Source organism: Mycobacterium sp. NGS41 (assembly GCF_059812725.1).
Genome location: NZ_JCALDF010000002.1, coordinates 274147 through 294524, shown reverse-complemented (window position 1 = coordinate 294524; position 20378 = coordinate 274147). Strand labels below are relative to the sequence as shown.

Here is a 20378-nt window from a genome sequence, read left to right as displayed (position 1 = left end):
GGCAGGTCAGTGTTTGACGACGACGAATGCCCCGCCGGCGACCAGCAGCACCAGGGCCAAGGCGATACCCCAACCGGCGCCCGCGAAAATCCAGGTGACGGCCACCAGCGCGATTAGCGGCGACGCCGCGAACAGCACCAGCCCGGGGTGCTGTCGTATCACTTCGAGCGCACTTGTCGCCCGAACTCGATCAATTTCCTTGCCCATAGGTCTCAGAATGCCAGACAAAGCGACTGTCGCCATTTTTTGTTTGTGGGTAGCTGCCCATGGTAGAGGCTGGCGATCTCGTCCCACCTGCCACTCGGCTACCAGAAAGCGGGCCATGGTGCGGTCTTCAATGCGATATCGCGGGTGATATCACGTTGCGGAACCACGTGGCCGAGCCTCGTAGGGACAGAGGTGGCTGATGTGCCTGATGTTTATCCAGTCGCGTCGTCCACAAGACACTGAAACCGCAGTGTCACAAGTGATCTAGCTGAGATGACCAATGGCCCTATTGACCCCCATCAAGTCCTTCTAGCGTCGATCTTGTGGACATCGAGGTGCTCAAGGACGCAGTCCGACTGGCCTGCCGTGCGCCGTCGGTGCACAATAGCCAGCCCTGGCATTGGGTGGTCGAAAACGACGTTGTTGATTTGTTCGTCGATCACCACCAAACCGTCCCGGCCACAGACCATTCCGGCCGGGAGGCGATCCTCAGCTGCGGCGCCGTACTCGATCACTTTCGTATCGCGATGACGGCTGCGCATTGGCGAGCGTCTATCACGCGTTTCCCCAACCCGAATAACCCTTCGCATTTGGCCACAGTCGAATTCAGCCGACTGGACCATGTCACGGCCGCGCAGCGAAACCGTGCCGAGGCGATCCTGCACCGGCGAACGGATCGGCTCCCGTTCGACTCCGCCACCTACTGGCAACTCTTCGAACCTGTGCTACGAAGCGCAGTCGACGAGGGCGAGGTGATGCTCGACGTCCTCGACGACTACCAGCGGCCACGATTGGTGGAGGCATCAGAGCTAAGCGCGGCCCTTCGGCGCGACGATTCGTCCTATCACGCCGAACTGCAGTGGTGGACTTCGTCATTCGCTTTGGCACAAGGCGTGCCGCCGAGTGCGCTGGCATCGGACACCGAACGGCTCAGGGTCGACGTGAGGCGGGATTTCCCGATCCGGGGCCACCAGGATCGTCGCCCCGAGATCGTCGCAGACCAGTCGAAACTCCTTGTGTTGTCCACGCCTGAGGACACCCGGCTCGACGTGCTGCGGTGCGGCGAAGCACTGTCGACGGTGTTACTCGAATGCACCATGGCCGGCATGGCGACCTGCCCGTTGACCCATCTGATCGAATCGAGTGACAGTCGCGATATCGTGCGGGGCCTGATCGGCCGACGCGGCGAACCACAGGCCGTGATCCGGGTGGGCGTTACACCGCCGATGGAAGATCTTCCCGCCCCGACACCGCGGCGGCCATTGGACAGTGTGCTAGAGATTCGCTATACGCCCGAGAAAGGTTGAGTACATGGCCGACGAACCGGTTAACGTCCTGTCCGAAGACGAGAGTTGGCGCAGGTTGGGCGGCGCCGCGCTGGGCCGACTGGTTACCCAATTTGCCGGTGAGCCCGAGATCTTTCCGGTCAACTATGTCGTGCAACACCGGACCGTGCTGTTTCGAACCGCGGAGGGCACCAAATTGTTTTCCGCCGTGGCGAACAGCAGCGTGCTCTTCGAAGCCGACGACCACAACGCCGCCGAAGGCTGGAGTGTGATCGTCAGGGGGCGGGCAAAGCTGCTGCGTACCGACAGCGAGATTCAGGAAGCCGAGCGCGCGCAGTTGTTCCCGTGGACCGCCATGCCCAAGATTCACTACGTGCGGGTAACTCCGTCCGAGATCACCGGCCGCCACTTCAAGTTCGGTCCGGAGCCAGACCCCAACGCAAGCTTTGCCTCTTAAGCGCTTCAGCGCGCGAGCAGCGCGTCGAGTTCGCGCGCATCGACACCCGTGAGCCGGCGATGCATCGCCCAGGCGATCCTGGTGGCCTGGACTTTGGCGCGCTCGGCAGCCGGTCCGCGATACATCTCGTCGACCGTGTCGCGCCAGATCGTCAGCCAACGGACAAAGTGTTCGCCAGACAACGTAGTCCGGTCGTGCACAACCCGGTGGGCGACTAGCGCGCTGCCCCGGTAGCGGCCGGCGCGGAACAACACCGTCTCCCAGAAGTCGCACATCGTCGGAATATGCGCACCCAGGCCCTTGGCGCGCAGGTCGGCGAACGGCTCGGCGAGGACTTCATCACCGAATACTCGCCCGTAAAAGCGCCACAGCAGCGCCTCGACATCCCCGCGGTCGACGAGATCCTTCGCTGGTGCAGTCATCGTCACACAACGAGGGACAGTGGTCCGCGACTGCGAGAGGCGTTGCGCCGCTTGCTGATCGCCACCAGACGCGCTATTGCGGCCTCGATCCCCCGGGCCAGCTGGTCGGCGTCGGCCACTACGTCGTAGTCGGCGAGAATGCCAAAGAACAAGTCGTCGGCGTAGCTGAGCATGGCAACGCCGGTGCGCAGGTGCATCGCGAGCGGCGGGACCGGGAACACCCCAAGCACCCGCCTACCCATCACCCGCAGCGGACGACGCGGACCCGGCACGTTCGTCGCAACGGTCACGACACCGCGCTGGGGTAGCCGCATCAACAACCCCGCCGCCCAGGCGCTGAACGCGAACGGGATGCGATTCGCCAGAGACACGAACACATTTCCGGCCTGACGCTGGCCGCCGGCCTTCGTTCTATCCAACCGGGCGTGCACGATCCGCAGCCGCTGCACCGCGTTCTCCTCGTCGACCGGCAGGTTCGGCAACATCACCGATACCCGGTTGTCGGTCTCGCCTAATGCATCGGCCGATCGCATCGACACCGGCACCAGTGTGCGCAGCGAATCGGGTAGCGGCCGCTCGCCCCGTTCGATCAGAACGTTGCGGTAGCTCTCGGTAATCGCTGCCAGCGCAACATCATTGATCGTCACACCGAACGTTTGACAGACCTTTCCAATGTCGGCCAGCGCAACCCGTGCCCCACTGTAGCGACGCATGTCGCTCAACGGGCCGTTCAGCGGCGAGGCGGCAGGGCTCAGCAGCCCGGCAGCTATCTCTCCGGCACCCTGGGCCGCGCGCACGACACCTGCCGCGATCACGGCCGGCGCCTTCCATATCCGACCCAGCACGCCGAGCGGATCGAACGGGGGCTGTACCGGCTCCCGGGCGGCTCGGATGTGGTGCGCATAGCTGTCGCCGATGCCCCCAACGTCAGGGTCGCACAGCCCGGCAAGCATGTGGGAGGCCGCGATTCCGTCCGCCATGCAATGGTGGACCTTGGTCAGCATCGCCCACCGATCATCGGTGAGCCCCTCGATGATCCAGAGCTCCCACAGCGGTCGATTCCGGTCCAGACGCCGTGCCATCACGTCGGCGATCACCCCGTACAGCTCACCGTCGTCGCCGGGATGCGGCAACGCAACCCGCCGCACATGCCGAGCGATATCGAAGTCGGGATCGTCCACCCATTCGGGAGCACTCAGGTCGAACGGGCGCAGCCGCAACCGCTGGCCGAACCGGGGGCAGGCCCGTATCCGTTCAGCGAACACCGACACCAGGGCACCCTGTTCGGGGGCCGGGCCTTCGATGACCGCCAGACCACCGATGGCCAGACTGACCCGCCGATCGGCGTCTTCGGCCTTGAGAAACCCTGCGTCAAGTGTCGTCAGCTGATTCATGATTCGCGACCTTCCTGAGGTTTAGCCACGGTTTATCTGAAACCTGCAGTACCACTATCCCGCTGGCAGCGGCCGGTCGGGCAGGGCCAAAAGTCCTTCGTTGCCGAGGGCTTCGTGCTCTGCCCCGGCCGGCGCAACCAGACGATTCTTGATGTCATGACTACAGTTGTCGAAAGGGAGATTTGTCGGAGCAGGGAGGCAGCCATGAACGCCCGATTCCCCGACACCGAGACCCTCCGGACGGTCCTCACGCTGGCCACCCGGGCGCCCTCCATCTACAACACACAACCGTGGCTGTGGCGGGTGAACACCGCGAGTCTGGACCTGTACTCCCAACCGGACATGCAGTTGCGCAGCACCGACCCGGACGGGCGTGACTTGATCGTCAGTTGTGGTATCGCGCTGCATCACTGCGTCGTCGCGTTGGCGTCGATGGGCTGGCAACCCAGGGTGAATCGCCTCCCCGATCCCGACGACCCTCGGCACCTGGCCACCATCGAGGTCCAGCCGGGCATTCCGGATCAGGCCGACATCGCGCTGGCGGCGGCCATCCCCCGGCGCCGCACCGACCGGCGCGCCTACAGTTCCTGGCCGGTGGCAAAAGGTGACATCGCCCAGATGGCCGCCCGAGCGGCTCGAAGCGGCGTCATGCTGCGTCAGGTCGACGCCCTGGACAAGATGAGAGTTATTGCGACGCAAGCTGTCTGGAACCACGCGGCCAATGACGAGTACATGCGCGAACTGACCATGTGGAGTGGGCGATACGGCTCGGTCGCCGGGGTGCCGGCCCGCAACACGCCACCCCCGGATGCCAGCGCGCCGATCCCTGGCCGTCTGTTCGCCGGCCCCGGTCTGGCCCAGCCGGCGGGCATCTCACCCGCCGACGACAACGCCGCGATCCTGGCGCTGGGCACCGAGACAGACGACCGGCTAGCCCGGCTGCGTGCCGGCGAGGCGACCAGCGTGGTCTTGTTGACCGCGACGGCAATGGGATTGGCGTGCTGCCCGATCACCGAGCCGCTGGAGATCGGCGAAACGCGCGACGCGGTACGCACCGACGTCTTCGGTTCCGGCGGCTATCCGCAGATGCTGCTCCGAGTGGGGTGGGCCCCGATCAATGCCGATCCGTTGCCGGCGACGCCGCGGCGCAGGCTTTTTCGCGTCGTCGAGTGGCCTGCGGAAAGCAAGCATGACCCCGAAGGGCTACTGGACCAGCGGAGCTGACCATCGCAACATCGTTCCGCCTGTGGCAGGGACGTTTTCGACGGTGAATTCACCACCCACCTGCTCCGCACGCCGCTGCAGATTCGTCAGGCCGCTTCCGGTGATTTCGGCGGGCATCCCACGACCGTTGTCACTCACCTCGACGCACAAGTCGTCTTCGACACTGACCCGAACCGTCAGCTTGGTGGCCTGCGCATGGCGCACAGCGTTGCTCACAGCTTCACGCACCACGGCCTCGGCATGATCGGCCAAGGTGCTGTCGACAACTGACAGCGGGCCGACGTACTGCACGGTGGTGCGCAACCCCGAGCCGGCGAATTGCGCAACCGCCTCGTCGATTCGTTGTCGCAGCCGGGTGATGCCCTGCGACGCTCCGTGCAGGTCGAAGATGGTGGTCCGGATTTCCTGAATGACGGCCTGCAAGTCGTCGATGGCTTCCGAGAGTCGCTGCTGCACAAGGGTTTCTCGTGTCCGCGGCACGGTGCCCTGCAACGAAAGGCCGACGGCGAAGAGCCGCTGGATGACATGATCATGAAGGTCACGCGCGATGCGGTCGCGGTCGGTGAGTACGTCGAGCTCGCGCATCCGGCGCTGCGAGGTGGCCAGCTGCCAGGCCAATGCGGCCTGATCGGCGAATGCGGCCATCATCTCGAGTTGCTCGTCGCTGAACGAGCCGGACCGGCCCTGGCCCAGCACCACCACCACACCGGCGACGGTGTCGGCGGCGCGCAGCGGCAGCAACAGCGCGGGTCCCAGGTCGCCCGGGTCCTCCGCGCCGTCCAGATCGATCCGGTCGACTCGTCGTGGAGTGCTGTTGACGAACACCTCCCCGAGTGAGGTGCCGCTCACCGGAATAGTTCGCCCGACAGCGGAATCCACAGCACTGCCCACTGTTTCGATGACAAGCAGCTCCAGCACGTCGGCCGCCGGGGTGTCGCCGTCGACCGGAATGGCGACCAGAGCCGCGTCCGCCCCGGTAAGCTTCCGCGCCTTCTCGGCCACCAGGGGGAACACGGTCGCGGGTTCAGTCCCGGACAGCAACTCGGTGGCGATGTCACGGGTGGCCTCGATCCACGACTGGCGGGCCTTGGCCTGCTGGTAGAGCCGAGCATTCGTGATCGCGATACCCGCGGCCGCGGCCAGCGCCTGGACCAGTACCTCGTCGTCGTCGCTGAACGGTTGCCCGTTGGTCTTGTCGGTCAGGTAAAGAGTGCCGAACGATTCGTCGCGCACCCGCACCGGCACTCCGAGGAAAGTCCGCATCGGCGGATGATTCTCCGGGAAGCCAACCGAGGCGGGATGCAGCGAAACATCATCCATCCGTAGCGGTTTGGGTTCGTCGATGAGCAATCCGATGACGCCGCGGCCTTCGGGAAGAGTGCCGATTTGCCGGACGGTTTCCTCGTCGATGCCCTCATAGACGAAGTGCTGTACTCGGTTGTCGCGACCGTGGACCTCCAGGGCTCCGTAGCGGGCGTCGACCAGGTTGGTAGCCGAATGCACGATCGAGCGCAAGGTGGCGTCGAGGTCCAGGCCCGACGTGACCACCAGCATTGCTTCCAGCAGCCCATCCAGCCGGTCGCGGCCCTCGACGATCTGGCCGACGCGGTCCTGCACCTCGGCCAACAACTCGCGAAGGCGTAGTTGGGACAGCGTGTCCCGCAGCGGCCGCATCCCGGTACCGCCTTGCTCGGTCATGCCCGGCACGTCATCCATCGCCCGGCCGCGAGCGCTTCAATTCCGCCGCGAACACCGCGGCTTGCGTTCGGCGCTCCATGCCCAGCTTGGCCAGCAATCGGGACACGTAGTTCTTCACGGTCTTTTCGGCCAAAAACATCCGGTCGGCGATCTGCTTGTTGGTCAGCCCTTCGCTGAGCAGGCTCAGCAGCGTCCGCTGCTGATCGGTCAGGCCGGACAACGGGTCCTGCTTTTCGGTGGCTCCCCGCAGTTTCGCCATCAGCGCGGCCGCGGCGCGATTGTCCAGCAGGGATCGCCCGGCGCCCACCTCTTTGACGGCCTGCGCCAATTCCATTCCCTTGATGTCCTTGACGACGTATCCGCTGGCGCCGGCCAGGATCGCGTCCAGCATCGCCTCATCGGACGTGTACGACGTCAGGATCAGACAGCGCAGATCCGGCATACGCGACAAGAGATCTCGGCACAGCTCGATGCCGTTGCCGTCGGGCAGCCGCACATCGAGCACCGCCACGTCCGGACACGCCGCAGGAATCCTGGCCATCGCCTCGGCAACCGAGCCCGCTTCACCGACCACATCGAGGTCCGGGTCAGCGCCCAGCAAGTCAATCAGCCCGCGCCGCACCACCTCGTGATCGTCGACCAAGAAGACCTTTACCAAGGCGCGTACTCCTTACCGTCCTTACAAGTTGCCGCAACGTACGGTCAGCATCGAGCAACCCGCGCTGTACGCACCGCACAGGTCCCTGATGGTGTGGGCGTCGGTAACGAGTAGCCGGCCAGAATCCGCCTGGCGGCCCAGGTAGTCGCAGAAAGTCGCTTGAACGACGGTCGGCTCGACCCGCACGTCGGGGTACAACCGCGTCCAGCGGGCCAGTCGGCGATTCAGTTGCGTTTGTGCCAAACGGTTTCCGTCAGCCGCGTCGTCCGGTACCTCGGCGACGTGTGCGGAGATCACGTGCAGGGGAGCGCCCCGCAGCCTCGCCTCCTCGAACGCGTGTCGCAGCACCATCCCATTGTCCACTTCGGCGACGACCTGACGGACCTGGGGGCTGGACGAGGTACCGGGCGGCCGATGAATCACCGCAACCGGGCACAGCGCCGCACCGGCCAGGAATGCCGCGACGGTGCCTTCACCACGGCAAGCGTGATTGAGCCCGATAGAACCGACACAGACCATCGCCGCCGCTCTGGACTCCTGCATCAATTTGGTGAGCGGCCTGCCCCACAGCACCTCGGTCTCGATCTTGACCGGGGTTCCGGTGGCGTCGACCGCCCGGTAGGCCTCGTACAGCGCCGCACGCGCGATGGTGTGCCGGCCGTCGTAACTGCCGTCTCCCGACGCCTGCAGCGGATCGATGACGTAGACCAGCCGCAACGGGATGTCTCGGCTCACCGCCTCCTCGACGGCCCACACCGCCGCATGGATTGCCGCCCGTGATCCGTCGACACCGACGACGACTGCCGGAGCTGACTGAATGCTGCTCATGTCGTTCTCCTCTGCTGAGCGGGGCCTCTATTCATCCCTTGGTTAACTAAAACGTTATTGGCCCGGATCACCCCTCCCCCAGAGGCATTGGTCCCCAAATGAAGGACTTTGGTCCCTACAAAAATCCCCGAAAACTCCGAAAATTGTGGAACCTGGTATTGCGACCGCCGTGAAAAATCAATTGGATATGTGTGTGACGTCCTGCGATACAGCCCATCGCCCAGACAGGAGATCTCGGAGTGACTGCTCAACAGATTTCGTCGTCGCCAAGTTCCCGTGAACCGTCTTCGCAACCCCTGATTGGAAAAGGTTGGATCCAGGCCGTCGCCCTGGTGATGATCTTCGGCTTCCTGGTGATGGGCATTCTGGCCTACCGCACCTATACAGCGTCGATGCCCATGCCGGACAAGGTAGTCAGCGAATCGGGCCAGCAATTGTTCACCGGCGACGACATCACCAAAGGCCAAGAGCTCTACCAGGCCCGCGGATTGATGCAGTACGGGTCGGTGCTGGGTCACGGGGCCTATCTGGGCCCCGACTACACCGCCGAATACCTGCGCATGGCGACCGACGACGTGGCCGGTCAATTCCGCGCGCAGGGTGTGACGGAGCCACACGAGCGGGTGGTCACCGAATTCCGGGCCAATCGCTACCACGCCGACACCAAGACGCTGGTGTTCACCGACCGCCAGGCCGCGGCATTCGACCGAATCCAAAACCAATACGCGGCCTATTTCGGCGAAAACTCCACTAAATACGGGCTGCTGCCACAGCTGATCACCGACAAAACTCAGATCCGGCAGCTGACGGCGTTCTTCGCTTGGACAGCGTGGGCGGCCGCGGCCGAGCGGCCAGGCCACAAGTACACCTACACCAACAACTGGCCCGCCGAATCCCGAGTCGACAACGGTCCGACCGCCGCGGTGATCGTGTGGTCGGCGCTGTCACTGATCGCCTTGCTGGGCGGCATCGGAATCATGTTCGCCGTCTACGGACGCTGGAGCCAAAAGGTCGGCTGGCACAGCGCTGAGTCATCCACGCTGTCGTTCCGCCAGCCGGGCGAGGTGGGTCTGACGCCGGCGCAGCGGGCCTGCATCTGGTTCTTCGCGATCGTTTCGCTGCTGTTCCTGGCGCAGACGATGCTGGGCGCGGCGGCGGAGCACTATCGGGCCGACCTGTCGACCTTCTTCGGCATCGACCTGGCCCGCGTGCTGCCGTACAACCTGGCCCGCACCTGGCACCTGCAGCTGGCGCTGTTCTGGACCGCGGCAGCGTTTCTGGCCGGCGGCATCTTCCTGGTGCCGTTCATCGCCCGCCGCGAACCGAAACGTCAAGGGCTGCTGGCATACATACTGCTGGGCGCGGTCGCGCTGGTGGTGTTCGGCTCGCTGATCTGCGAAGCGCTCTCCATCTATGGCGTAATTCCCGCGGGCGGGCTGCTCTCCCAGCAGTGGGAGTACCTCGACCTGCCGCGACTGTGGCAAATCCTGCTGATAATCGGCATGTTCGTGTGGATCGCGATCATCTGGCGCGGCATGCGCGCCCGCCTCAAAGGCGAGTCGAAGATGAACCTGCCCTGGCTGTTCTTCTTCTCCGGCCTGGCGATTCCGGTGTTCTACACGGTCGGGATGCTGGCACCCAGCGACAGCCACTACACCGTCGCGGACTTCTGGCGGTTCTGGGTGGTGCACCTTTGGGTCGAGGACTTCCTCGAACTTTTCACCACCGTGATGGTGGCCTACATGTTCGTGCTGCTGGGCGTGGTGCGTGAGCGAATCGCTTTGGGCGTGATCTTCCTCGACGTCATCCTGTATTCGGCGGGCGGCGTCATCGGCACCATGCACCACCTCTACTTCTCCGGTACCCCGGTCGAGCACATGGCATTAGGCGCGTTCTTCTCGGCGGCCGAGGTGATCCCGCTGACGTTCCTGACGGTCGAAGCGTGGGCGTTCCTGCAGCTGGGCGCGCGCCAGCAGTCCGGCGACGCCAACCCGTTCCCGCATCGCTGGGCAGTTATGTTCCTCGTTGCGGTGGGTTTCTGGAACTTCCTGGGAGCGGGCATCTTCGGGTTCCTGATCAACCTGCCGGTGGTGTCCTACTACCAAATCGGGACCGCGCTGACGGCCAACCACGGGCATGCGGCGATGATGGGCGTGTATGGCATGCTCGCCGTCGGCCTGGCCATGTTCGCCTTCCGCTATGTGATCCCGGCCGCGAAGTGGCCCGACAAGCTGGCGCGAGTCTCGTTCTGGTGCATGAATATCGGCCTCGCGTGGATGGTGTTCGCCACGCTGCTGCCGTTGGGTGTGCTGCAGCTGTATCACTCGGTCAACGACGGCTACTTCGAGGCGCGGTCGCTGGGCTACATCACCAAGCCAGGCAATGCCGTCATCGAATGGCTGCGGATGCCCGGGGATCTGATCCTCATCGTCGGTGGTGTGCTGCCGTTCGTCTGGATCGCCTGGACCGCACTGCGCAACTTCCGGTCGGGCACGACGGTGGACGAATTGCCGGAGCATCCGCTCTACACCGAGGCGGCCGCCGAGGCCGACGAGGCCCAGGCTACGGCGAAGGACTGAACGATGGCGCCACCGGCCGCATCGGTTTGGCTGATCGCCGGGTACTCGCTGGTCCTGCTGGCCTTCGGGTGGAGTTTCGACGCAATGGCTCGGCGGGCCTCGGCGCACGCGGCACGATGGCGCACAGGTCAATTCGTGTACCGGCCCGATCACGACGCCTGGGTATGTCCCCAGGATCACTGGCTGTGGCCCACCTCGTTCGACCCGAAGCACCGCGTGATGCGATATCGGGCGCTGCCGGTGGTGTGCAACAGCTGTCCGGTCAAATCGCGTTGCACCACATCGGATCACGGCCGCGAAATCAGCCGCGAAATCGATCCCTGGCCGCATTCGGATGCCGGACGGTTCCATCGCGGGATCGCCTGCTGCGTTGCGGCGCTGGGTGTTGTGTTGCCGCTGGCGACATTGTTCTCCAGCCATTCGGCCGGCGATGTGCTGGTGCTGGCGGGCACCGTGCTGGTCGTCGTGCTACTCGGAGTGCCGCTGGCACGCCATCTGTGGAACACTCCGTCCAACGCACCGGACCACCTGCCGCATCGAACCGCGCTGGAGGACCAGGTGGCCGCCGCGATCGACCAATACTCCACCCGATGGGGCGGCTGGGAAGACAAGGAGGGCAAGACATCACTACCGGAGCAGTAATCGGCGTCTTGGAGGTTGGGGCCGCAGGGATCGCGGTGTTGACCGTGTTCGCGATGTTTTCAATGACCGTCCTTCGCGAGTATGAGCGCGGGGTGGTGTTCCGGATGGGCCACGTCCGCCGGCTGTACCAGCCGGGGCTGCGTTTCCTGATTCCACTGGTAGACAAGCTGATTCGGGTCGATCAGCGATTGGTGACACTGACCATCCCGCCGCAGGAGCTGATCACCCGGGACAATGTCCCGGCCCGCGTCAACGCGGTCGTGATGTTCACGGTGGTGGATCCGCTGAAAGCGATTTTGGCGGTGGAGAACTACGCGGTGGCGACGTCGCAGATCGCCCAGACGACGCTGCGCTCGCTATTGGGCCGCGCCGACCTCGACACCCTGTTGGCACACCGCGAAGACCTCAACAGCGATCTGCGCACCATCATCGAGAAGATGACCGAGGCGTGGGGCGTGCAGGTTCGGGTGGTGGAAATCAAGGACGTCGAAATTCCCGAGTCGATGCAGCGCGCAATGGCCCGCGAGGCCGAAGCCGAACGCGAACGGCGCGCGAAAGTCATCAACGCGCGCGGTGAACTACAGGCCTCAGAGGAGCTGCGGGAAGCCGCCGAGACTCTGTCCAAAAGCCCGGCTTCGCTGCAATTGCGGTATCTGCAAACGCTATTGGAGCTGGGGGCAGACCATAACTCGACGGTGGTATTCCCGCTCCCGGTCGACATCATCACGCCGTTTCTGCGGCACCCAGAGCTGTTGCAGAGCGTCGCAGACAGCTTCGAAGGTCGCTAAGTCAGCCCATGGGTCCAAAAGGTTCGGGCCGCTCAGGTGGCTCGGGCGGTGCGAACATCCAGTTGTCGGGGTTCTTCAGGGAATACACCACCGGCATCAATTGGCCGATGGTCGGCCACTGTTCCACGTCGACGACCATGCGCTGATACACCGCGTGCTCGTCGACGGTGGGTCCGTTGATGACACCCGCGATAGTGACGTACTGCTCGCCGCTGACATCCGGCCGCGGGCTCACACCGGTGAGCAGCAGGGTGCCGGCTGCCGTCTCACCGCGCGCGCGGCGGTGAATGAACCGCGGGGCAAGAAACGACACCAGGATCGTGGCCAACACCAACAGAACAGCGAATTCCCACAACACCCGATAATCGTAGGACCTCGAAATATCCGTGGTAGGACTGCTGGCATGAGTTGCACCGATCTGGAGCTGGCGCTGATGCTCGCCGACCGCGCAGACATGCTGACCACGGCCCGCTTCGGCGCACTCGACCTGCACGTCGACACCAAACCAGATCTGACGCCGGTGACCGATGCCGATCGAGCGGTCGAGTCCGAGTTGCGCGAGACGCTCGCGCGGGACCGGCCCGACGACAGCGTCGTGGGCGAAGAGTTCGGTGGGACAACCACTTTCACCGGACGGCAGTGGGTCATCGACCCGATTGACGGCACCAAGAACTTCGTGCGCGGGGTGCCGGTGTGGGCCACTCTGATCGCGTTGCTGCACGACGGCGTCGCGTCGGTGGGCGTCGTGAGCGCACCCGCCCTGCAGCGCCGGTGGTGGGCGGCGCGCGGTCAGGGCGCATTCGCAGCCGTGAGCGGTGCGCAGCCGCGCCGGCTGTCGGTGTCCTCGGTGGCGGAGCTGGGTTCGGCGAGCCTGTCGTTCTCCAGTTTGTCGGGCTGGGCACAGCATGGTTTGCGCGACCGCTTCGTCGACTTGACCGATGCGGTGTGGCGGGTGCGCGCCTACGGCGACTTCCTGTCCTACTGCCTGGTGGCCGAAGGCGCCGTCGACATCGCGGCCGAACCGGAGGTGTCGCTGTGGGACCTGGCGGCCCTGGACGTCCTGGTGCGTGAGGCCGGCGGCCAGTTCACCGCCCTGGACGGCACCCCGGGCCCGCACGGCGGAAGCGCCGTGGCGACCAACGGCCTACTACAGGAACACGTGCTGAGCAGGCTTCACGCCCCGACCGTGTGAATTAATTAACAGGGCACTAGCTATCTTACTCCGGAGTAAGATACGGTTATTCGCATCGCCCCAACGACCGAGGCTGCTGACATGACCGACACGCTTCCTGCTTCAAATCCGCCCAGTTCAAAAGGCCCATCGGGCAGATCCCGCTCACGACTGCGGCGGCGCGGCCGCACGACCGGTGTCGGGCTGCAACCGCACAAGCGGACCGGGATCGACGTGTCACTGGCACTGCTGACGCCGCTGCTCGGCCAGGAGTTCCTGGACAAATACCATCTGCGCGATCCACTCAACCGGTCGCTGAGCTACGGCGTGAACAAGATGTTCTCCGCCATGGGCGCCACCACCCGTCAGTTCAAGCGGGTACAGAACCTGCGCGGCGCACCGACCCGGCTGAAGTCCAGCGGCAAGGACTACTTCGACCTCACGCCCGATGACGACCAGAAGCTGATCGCCGAGACCGTCAACGAATTTGCCGCGGAGATATTGCGGCCGGCGGCGCACGACGCCGACAACGCCGCGGCCTACCCGGCCGATCTAATCGCCAAAGCCGCCGAGCTGGGCATCACCGCAGTCAACATCCCCGAGGATTTCGAAGGCATCGCAGCACACCGCTCCAGCGTCACCAACGTGCTGGTGGCCGAGGCGCTGGCGTACGGCGATATGGGTCTGGCGCTGCCGATCCTGGCCCCCGGCGGTGTGGCATCCGCGCTCACCCACTGGGGCAGCGCCGACCAGCAGGCCACCTATCTCCAAGAGTTTGCCGGCGACAATGTCCCGCAAGCCTGCGTGGCCATCGCCGAACCGCATCCGTTGTTCGACCCAACCCGGCTCAAGACAACCGCGATGCGAACACCGAGCGGATACCGGCTCGACGGGGTGAAGTCGCTGGTTCCGGCGGCGGCCGAGGCCGAGCTGTTCATCGTCGCCGCGCAGCTGAACGGCAAGCCGGCGCTGTTCATCGTCGAGTCGTCCAGCAAGGGCCTGACCGTAAGGGCGGACCCGAGCATGGGAGTCCGCGCCGCGGCGTTGGGTCAGGTTGAGCTCAACGGGGTTTCGGTGCCGCTGAACGCCCGCCTGGGTGAGGATGAGGCCACCGACACCGACTATTCCGACGCGATCGCGCTGTCTCGGCTGGGTTGGGCCGCACTCGCGGTCGGCACGTCGCACGCGGTGCTCGACTACGTCATCCCCTACGTCAAAGAACGCCAGGCTTTCGGCGAACCGATCGCGCATCGTCAAGCGGTGGCATTCATGTGTGCCAACATCGCTATCGAGCTCGACGGGCTGCGGCTGATCACCTGGCGGGGTGCGTCGCGGGCCGAGCAGGGCCTGCCGTTCGCCCGCGAAGCGGCGCTGGCCAAGCGGCTCGGCTCAGACAAGGGCATGCAGATCGGCCTGGACGGCGTGCAGTTGCTCGGCGGCCACGGCTTCACCAAGGAGCACCCGGTCGAACGCTGGTACCGCGACCTGCGGGCCATCGGCGTTGCCGAGGGCGTCGTTCTCATCTAACTCTGCAAGACCCGGCCACCTCATCGAAAGATCAATCATGGCAATCAATCTGGAGCTACCGCGCAAGTTGCAAGCGGTGATCGTCAAGACCCATCAGGGCGTCGCAGAGATGGTGCGCCCCATTGCCCGCAAATACGACCTGAGAGAGCACGCCTATCCGGTCGAACTCGACACCCTGATCAGCCTGTTCGAAGGAGCCTCCGAGTCGTTCAGCTTCGCCGGCGCCGATGCGCTGCGCGACAGCGAGGACAAAGGGGATAACCACAACGGCGCCAACATGGCCGCGCTGGTGCAGACGATGGAGGCCAGCTGGGGCGACGTGGCGATGATGCTGTCCATCCCCTATCAGGGACTGGGCAACGCGGCCATTTCCGCCGTCGCCACCGACGAGCAACTGGAGCGGCTGGGCAAGGTGTGGGCTGCGATGGCGATCACCGAACCGGGATTCGGGTCGGACTCGGCGGCGGTCACCACGACGGCCAGGCTGGACGGCGACGAATACGTCATCAACGGCGAAAAGATCTTTGTCACAGCCGGTTCGCGTGCCACCCACATCGTGGTGTGGGCGACGCTGGACAAGTCGAAGGGCCGTGCTGCGATCAAGTCGTTCATCGTGCCGCGTGAGCATCCCGGTGTCACTGTCGAGCGGCTAGAGCACAAGCTCGGCATCAAGGGTTCCGACACCGCGGTGATTCGTTTCGACAACGCCCGCATCCCAAAGGACAACCTGCTGGGCAACCCCGAAATCGAGGTCGGCAAGGGGTTTTCCGGCGTAATGGAGACCTTCGACAACACCCGGCCGATCGTTGCCGCGATGGCCGTCGGGATTGGCCGTGCCGCGCTGGAGGAAATCCGCAAAATCCTCACCAATGCGGGGGTGGAGATCTGTTACGACCGACCGTCCCACGCGCAGAGCGCGGCCGCGGCCGAGTTCTTGCAAATGGAGGCCGACTGGGAAGCCAGCTACTTACTGTCGCTGCGTGCGGCATGGCAGGCCGACAACAACATCCCCAACTCCAAAGAAGCCTCGATGAGCAAGGCCAAGGCCGGCCGGATGGCCAGCGATGTCACTCTGAAGGCCGTCGAATTGGCCGGCACCACAGGCTATTCCGAGCAATCCCTGCTGGAGAAGTGGGGTCGCGACTCCAAGATCCTGGACATCTTCGAGGGCACTCAGCAGATCCAGCAGCTGGTGGTCGCGCGCCGATTGCTGGGCCTCTCCTCCTCCGAGCTCAAGTAGCGCGAGAGTTCCCGCGAGAGTTCCCTCGCGAGCAGACGCAAAAGCCCCCGATTTCATTGAAATTCGGGGGCTTTTGCGTCTTCTCGCGCGGACTGCTGGTATCAATCCGGTATCATGCCCTCATGGGAATGACGCTGCGAACCAGTGCTGAGCAGACGGAAGCCCTGCGCCGGCAGGCCGCCGCCGAGGGCCGTTCGATGCAGGCCGTCGCGCTATCGGCAATCGACGAATACATCGCACGGCGGACGCACAAGGCCAAGGTCGCCACCGCGTTGCAGCACGTGGTGCGCGAAGAGGCAGCGGTTCTGCATCGTCTCAAGGACGCATGACCGAATATCTGGACCTGGACGACCTGCTCGATATCGCACGAGCGGCCGTCGGCGCGGACGTCGCGGTCGGCGATTACGGCTTGCTTGAATCAGCTCTGGCGCGCCCGAAGGCGTCGGTGTTCGGCCGAGATGCCTACCCAGACGTGCATCTGAAAGCGGCGGCGCTGATGCACTCCCTGGCGCGAAACCACGCGCTGGTGGACGGAAACAAGCGGACGGCGTGGACAGCCTGCCTGACGTTCCTCGCCATCAACGACCACCGGATCAGCGCCTCCGAGGACGACCGCTTCGAATTCGTCGTCCAGGTCGCCACCGGCGCCCTGCCCGATCTCGACAAGATCGCCGAGCAACTACGCGCCTGGAGCTACCAGAAGCGCTGAGGCCAAGTTCCCGCGCGAGTTCCCGCGCGAGCAGACGCAAAAGCCCCGATTTCATGGAAATTCGGGGGCTTTTGCGTCTGCTCGCGCCGTCAAGTCGAGGGCGATATCGACCAGCATGTCTTCCTGGCCACCAACCATGCCGCGGCGGCCCGCCTCTTCGAGCACGGCGCGCGCGTCGATGCCGTAACGTTCGGCGGCCGCCTCGGCGTGCCGCAGGAAGCTGGAGTAGACCCCGGCGTAACCCAGCGTCAACGTCTCCCGGTCGACGCGAACCGGGCGGTGCTGCAATGGACGGACGATGTCGTCGGCGGCGTCTTCGAGTGCGTGCAGGTCGCACCCGTGGTTCCAGCCCAGCTTTTCGGCGGCGGCGACGAACACCTCCAGGGGCGCGTTGCCGGCGCCGGCACCCATACCGGCCAGTGAGGCGTCCACACGGTGGGCGCCGTGCTCGACGGCGACGATGGAGTTCGCCACGCCCAGGGACAGGTTGTGATGGGCATGGATGCCGATTTCCGTTGTGGGCAAGAGCGTTTGACACAGCGCGTCGACATGGTCGGCGACGTCTCGCATCGTCATGGCGCCGCCGGAGTCGACGACGTAGACACATGTCGCCCCGAAGCCTTCCATGAGTTTGGCCTGCTCGGCCAGCGCGGGCGGAGCGGCCAGGTGGCTCATCATCAAAAAGCCCACAGCATCCATGCCTAGGTCACGGGCGGCGGCCAGCTGTGGGGCCGAGATATCGGCCTCGGTGCAGTGGGTGCCCACCCGGACCACGCTGGCGCCTGCATGGTGCGCATCCACCAGATTGCGAACGCTGCCGACGCCCGGCAGCAGCAGGGTGGCGACTTTGGCACGGGTGACAACGCCCGCGACGGCTTCTATCCATTCCAGGTCGGTGTGGGCGCCGAAGCCGTAGACGCAGCTGGAACCGCCTAGTCCGTCGCCGTGTGCGACTTCGATGGAGTCCACCCCGGCCTCGTCTAGCGCCGTGGCGATGGCGGTGGCTTGCTCGATGGTGTATTGGTGTCGCACGGCGTGCATGCCGTCGCGCAGCGTGACGTCGCTGATGTAGAGACTCATACTGCGGCTCCGGCGATTTCGGCGTCATGGGCGGCGATCCGTTCGGCGGTGGCTTGAGCCGCCGCGGTCATGATGTCGAGGTGGCCCGCATATGCGGGTAGGTAGTGCGCGCCGCCCCCGACTTCGAGCAGCACGGTCACCCGGGTGCCGACGAACTTGCCCGTTTCTGGGATGTGCAAGGGTCGCTGCGCGGTGAAGGTTTCGAATTGAACCTGTTGCTTGAGCCGATAGCCGGGCACGTAGGTCCTGACCTTGTCGACCATGTCCAGCACGTCTGCCTGGATGCGCTGATGGTCGGCGTCGCCGTCGACCAGGCAGTACACCGTGTTGCGCATCAGCACAGGGGGGTCGGCGGGATTGAGGATCATCACCGCCTTGCCGCGTTGCGCGCCGCCGACGATTTGCAGTGCGGCCGCAGTGGTTTCGGTGAATTTGTCGATGCTTGCCCGCGTCCCCGGGTCGGCGCACTTCGACGAGATAGACGACACGATCTCGGCATAGGAGACAATCCCGCTCCGCGCCACCGCGGCGACGATCGGCACGGTGGCCTGCCCACCGCCGGTGACGATGTTCAGGTTCGGCGCGTCGAGGTGGTCGTCGAGATTGACCACCGGCACACAGAACTGCCCGATCGCGGCGCGTGTGAGGTCCAGCACTCGGACTCCGGTGTCGGCCAGCTTGGCCCAGTTCGCGTGGTGGGCCTCAGCTTCAACAGCTTCACTGGATTCAGTGGCGTCGAAAACCAGTTTGATGTCGGCGAATTGAGGCATGGCCAGCAGGCCGTCGACACCACGGGCGGTGGTGGACACCCCACTATGAATGGCGCGGCGAAGACCATCGGATTCCGGACCGAAGTCCACCACGGCGGCGACCGTCAAAGGCCCCTCGCTGCTCAGGATCTTGATCATCAGATCCGTGCCGAGGTTACCCGAGCCCATGATCGCCACCGGCCAACGATGTTGTGCAGTCACGGTTTCCCCTAGGCAAAACCGAGCGACACGGTGCCTAGGCCACTGATGGTCGCGGTCGCATCATCGCCGGCCTTGACGAACGCGGCCGTGGTGAGCGAGCCGGACATGACGAACCGGCCGGGCGGTAGCTCGCTACCGAACGGAGCCAACGCGTTGGCCAGCCACGCTACCGCCGCAGCCGGGTCACCCAGCGCCGCCGAGCCCAGGCCGGAGTCGATCTCAGATCCGTTCAGCCACAACGATGCCTGCGCGCCCGCCAAGTCGATACCGTCGCTGTACGACACCCAGTCACCGAGCAAGACGGCTCCGGAACTGGCGTTGTCGGCGACGGTGTCGGGCAGGGTCAGTCGCCAGTCGGCGATGCGGCTGTCGACGATCTCGAGGGCGACGGCGACCGCTTCGGTCGCGGCGCGCACGTCGTCGACCGTGACCCCCGGCCCACGCAGTGGCCGACATAGCAGGAAGGCGACCTCGGGTTCGACCCGCGGCGCGCAGAACCGGGCCGCCGGAACAGTTGCCCCGTCCAGCACCATGTCGTCGAGGATGTAGCCGAAGTCGGGCTCGTCGACGCCAAGCAGTTTCTGCATTGATCGGGCGGTGAGCCCGACCTTGTGACCGACCAGGCTCCGGCCGTCGCCCAGCCGGCGGGACAGGTTGGCCTGCTGGATGGCGTAGGCATCGGTCACGCCGAGTCCCGGATAGCGCTCGGTGAGCGGATCGATTGGCGCCCTGGCGATCTGGGCTGCGTGCAAAAGCCCGGCGGCCTCGGCGACCTGGGCGACGCTCAGCATCACCGTGTTGTCCGTTCACCGATGAACCGGCGGGCCATGTCGTAGATCGCGCGTCCGTGTAACGCGAACAGGGCGACGAGATCGACCGCGTCGCCGCCGATCTCCTTGGCGATGAACAGGCCGTCGGCGCCGGCCATCGCATACGTCGCAAGTTGGTTGGCCTCGGAATCGGTCAAGCCGGGCGTGAACTCGCGGAAGTTCGCCATCAGTTGGCCGAATGCCTGCGCGCGAACTTGGAGGAACATCGTGCGGGCGCGCGGCTCTGTGGGGCGACGTTCCAGTGCCAGCATCAACCCGAGCCGGATGAAGTCCGGGGCATCCAACAGCGCCTTGGCAATCTGAGTCACCAGACCCAGGAACCGCTCCTCACCCGTGCCACTTTCCGGGACTCCCCATGCCGACTCCCAGGCGCCGAAACTGCGCTCGATGACCGCGGCAATCAGGTCATCCTTGTCCTTGAAGTGCCAATAGATGGAGCTGGCCGGCAGCCCGCATTTGGCACTCACCAGCGCGATGCTGGTGCCCTCGTACCCGCGTTCGGCCGCAATTTCGGTGGCCGCATCCAGGATCCGAGTACGCGACAACTCCCCGTCGGCCCGCGCGCGCCGGGGACGTTTTGGCTCCTTGCCCTTTGCCATCGAACCTCCTCCTGAATTAGGTCTTGACTCTGTAGCGATCACTACATTACCGTAATGATCGCTACAGA

General features: G+C 64.8%; 22 protein-coding genes. 11 read left to right on the top strand and 11 right to left on the bottom strand.

Features of this window, described 5'->3' with window-relative positions:
* Positions 1 to 6: 6 nt before the first annotated feature.
* The gene (locus tag AC5Y21_RS03635) at positions 7 to 207 is read right to left on the bottom strand and encodes a hypothetical protein (protein ID WP_499909492.1); all 201 of its coding nucleotides are present in this window, start codon (positions 205 to 207) and stop codon (positions 7 to 9) included.
* Between the two features lie 335 nt (positions 208 to 542).
* Between AC5Y21_RS03635 and AC5Y21_RS03630 the strand changes: the two genes are divergently transcribed.
* Together AC5Y21_RS03630 and AC5Y21_RS03625 are read left to right on the top strand one after the other, a co-directional pair.
* Complete coding sequence (locus tag AC5Y21_RS03630; RefSeq protein ID WP_499909587.1) at positions 543 to 1514, top strand: Acg family FMN-binding oxidoreductase; 972 nt, start codon at positions 543 to 545, stop codon at positions 1512 to 1514.
* Between the two features lie 4 nt (positions 1515 to 1518).
* Positions 1519 to 1950 carry a pyridoxamine 5'-phosphate oxidase family protein gene (locus AC5Y21_RS03625; RefSeq protein ID WP_499909490.1) on the top strand — a complete coding sequence of 144 codons (432 nt, stop codon included), beginning with the start codon at positions 1519 to 1521 and terminating at the stop codon, positions 1948 to 1950.
* 5 nt (positions 1951 to 1955) lie between these two features.
* Here the strand turns inward: AC5Y21_RS03625 and AC5Y21_RS03620 are convergent, their stop codons facing one another.
* Positions 1956 to 2372: a group III truncated hemoglobin gene (locus AC5Y21_RS03620; RefSeq protein WP_499909488.1), complete on the bottom strand. Its 417-nt coding sequence runs from the start codon at positions 2370 to 2372 to the stop codon at positions 1956 to 1958.
* Between the two features lie 2 nt (positions 2373 to 2374).
* Positions 2375 to 3766, bottom strand: a complete 1392-nt coding sequence (locus tag AC5Y21_RS03615; protein ID WP_499909486.1) for a WS/DGAT/MGAT family O-acyltransferase — start codon at positions 3764 to 3766, stop codon at positions 2375 to 2377.
* Between the two features lie 204 nt (positions 3767 to 3970).
* Between AC5Y21_RS03615 and AC5Y21_RS03610 the strand changes: the two genes are divergently transcribed.
* Positions 3971 to 4990 carry an Acg family FMN-binding oxidoreductase gene (locus AC5Y21_RS03610; RefSeq protein WP_499909484.1) on the top strand — a complete coding sequence of 340 codons (1020 nt, stop codon included), beginning with the start codon at positions 3971 to 3973 and terminating at the stop codon, positions 4988 to 4990.
* Here the strand turns inward: AC5Y21_RS03610 and AC5Y21_RS03605 are convergent.
* The 3 genes from AC5Y21_RS03605 to AC5Y21_RS03595 are packed head-to-tail and all read right to left on the bottom strand — an operon-like array spanning position 4970 to position 8174.
* Positions 4970 to 6706 (bottom strand): GAF domain-containing sensor histidine kinase, encoded by a 1737-nt coding sequence (locus AC5Y21_RS03605; RefSeq protein WP_499909482.1) that lies wholly within the window; start codon positions 6704 to 6706, stop codon positions 4970 to 4972. The two genes, AC5Y21_RS03610 and AC5Y21_RS03605, sit on opposite strands and share 21 nt — an antisense overlap.
* Positions 6699 to 7346 (bottom strand): hypoxia response regulator transcription factor DosR/DevR, encoded by a 648-nt coding sequence (dosR, locus tag AC5Y21_RS03600; protein ID WP_499909480.1) that lies wholly within the window; start codon positions 7344 to 7346, stop codon positions 6699 to 6701. Before dosR ends, AC5Y21_RS03605 begins: the two co-directional genes overlap by 8 nt.
* 21 nt (positions 7347 to 7367) lie before the next feature.
* On the bottom strand, positions 7368 to 8174 hold the full coding sequence (locus AC5Y21_RS03595) for a universal stress protein (RefSeq protein ID WP_499909478.1): 807 nt from the start codon (positions 8172 to 8174) through the stop codon (positions 7368 to 7370).
* Positions 8175 to 8509: 335 nt separating this feature from the next.
* Between AC5Y21_RS03595 and AC5Y21_RS03590 the strand changes: the two genes are divergently transcribed.
* The 3 genes from AC5Y21_RS03590 to AC5Y21_RS03580 are packed head-to-tail and all read left to right on the top strand — an operon-like array spanning position 8510 to position 12183.
* The gene (locus tag AC5Y21_RS03590; RefSeq protein ID WP_499909585.1) at positions 8510 to 10753 is read left to right on the top strand and encodes a nitric-oxide reductase large subunit; all 2244 of its coding nucleotides are present in this window, start codon (positions 8510 to 8512) and stop codon (positions 10751 to 10753) included.
* A 3-nt stretch (positions 10754 to 10756) separates the two neighbouring features.
* Positions 10757 to 11395, top strand: coding sequence for a hypothetical protein (locus tag AC5Y21_RS03585; RefSeq protein ID WP_499909476.1), 639 nt, complete (start codon positions 10757 to 10759; stop codon positions 11393 to 11395).
* A 53-nt stretch (positions 11396 to 11448) separates the two neighbouring features.
* On the top strand, positions 11449 to 12183 hold the full coding sequence (locus AC5Y21_RS03580; protein ID WP_499909474.1) for a slipin family protein: 735 nt from the start codon (positions 11449 to 11451) through the stop codon (positions 12181 to 12183).
* Position 12184: 1 nt separating this feature from the next.
* Here AC5Y21_RS03580 and AC5Y21_RS03575 read toward each other — a convergent pair whose 3' ends face one another.
* On the bottom strand, positions 12185 to 12538 hold the full coding sequence (locus tag AC5Y21_RS03575; protein WP_499909583.1) for a hypothetical protein: 354 nt from the start codon (positions 12536 to 12538) through the stop codon (positions 12185 to 12187).
* A gap of 48 nt (positions 12539 to 12586) precedes the next feature.
* On the opposite strand from AC5Y21_RS03575, the gene hisN reads away from it, so the two are divergent.
* The 5 genes from hisN (at position 12587) to AC5Y21_RS03550 (ending at position 16830) form a co-directional block, all read left to right on the top strand.
* Positions 12587 to 13375: a histidinol-phosphatase gene (gene hisN / locus AC5Y21_RS03570; protein WP_499909472.1), complete on the top strand. Its 789-nt coding sequence runs from the start codon at positions 12587 to 12589 to the stop codon at positions 13373 to 13375.
* 81 nt (positions 13376 to 13456) lie between these two features.
* Positions 13457 to 14881: an acyl-CoA dehydrogenase family protein gene (locus AC5Y21_RS03565; RefSeq protein ID WP_499909470.1), complete on the top strand. Its 1425-nt coding sequence runs from the start codon at positions 13457 to 13459 to the stop codon at positions 14879 to 14881.
* Between the two features lie 37 nt (positions 14882 to 14918).
* Complete coding sequence (locus AC5Y21_RS03560; RefSeq protein WP_499909468.1) at positions 14919 to 16121, top strand: acyl-CoA dehydrogenase family protein; 1203 nt, start codon at positions 14919 to 14921, stop codon at positions 16119 to 16121.
* A gap of 122 nt (positions 16122 to 16243) precedes the next feature.
* Positions 16244 to 16450 (top strand): CopG family transcriptional regulator, encoded by a 207-nt coding sequence (locus tag AC5Y21_RS03555; RefSeq protein ID WP_499909466.1) that lies wholly within the window; start codon positions 16244 to 16246, stop codon positions 16448 to 16450.
* Entirely contained in the window at positions 16447 to 16830 is a 384-nt protein-coding gene (locus tag AC5Y21_RS03550) for a type II toxin-antitoxin system death-on-curing family toxin (protein WP_499909464.1), read from the top strand. Before AC5Y21_RS03555 ends, AC5Y21_RS03550 begins: the two co-directional genes overlap by 4 nt.
* 51 nt (positions 16831 to 16881) lie before the next feature.
* Here AC5Y21_RS03550 and dmpG read toward each other — a convergent pair whose 3' ends face one another.
* Genes dmpG through AC5Y21_RS03530 form a run of 4 tightly spaced genes read right to left on the bottom strand, consistent with a single transcriptional unit; the run spans position 16882 to position 20310 of the window.
* Positions 16882 to 17910: a 4-hydroxy-2-oxovalerate aldolase gene (dmpG, locus tag AC5Y21_RS03545; RefSeq protein ID WP_499909462.1), complete on the bottom strand. Its 1029-nt coding sequence runs from the start codon at positions 17908 to 17910 to the stop codon at positions 16882 to 16884.
* On the bottom strand, positions 17907 to 18881 hold the full coding sequence (locus tag AC5Y21_RS03540; RefSeq protein ID WP_499909460.1) for an acetaldehyde dehydrogenase (acetylating): 975 nt from the start codon (positions 18879 to 18881) through the stop codon (positions 17907 to 17909). The genes dmpG and AC5Y21_RS03540 overlap by 4 nt, the downstream gene beginning before the upstream one ends.
* Before the next feature lie 8 nt (positions 18882 to 18889).
* Complete coding sequence (locus AC5Y21_RS03535) at positions 18890 to 19672, bottom strand: 2-keto-4-pentenoate hydratase (protein ID WP_499909581.1); 783 nt, start codon at positions 19670 to 19672, stop codon at positions 18890 to 18892.
* Positions 19672 to 20310: a TetR/AcrR family transcriptional regulator gene (locus AC5Y21_RS03530; RefSeq protein WP_499909458.1), complete on the bottom strand. Its 639-nt coding sequence runs from the start codon at positions 20308 to 20310 to the stop codon at positions 19672 to 19674. The genes AC5Y21_RS03535 and AC5Y21_RS03530 overlap by 1 nt, the downstream gene beginning before the upstream one ends.
* Positions 20311 to 20378: the final 68 nt, after the last annotated feature.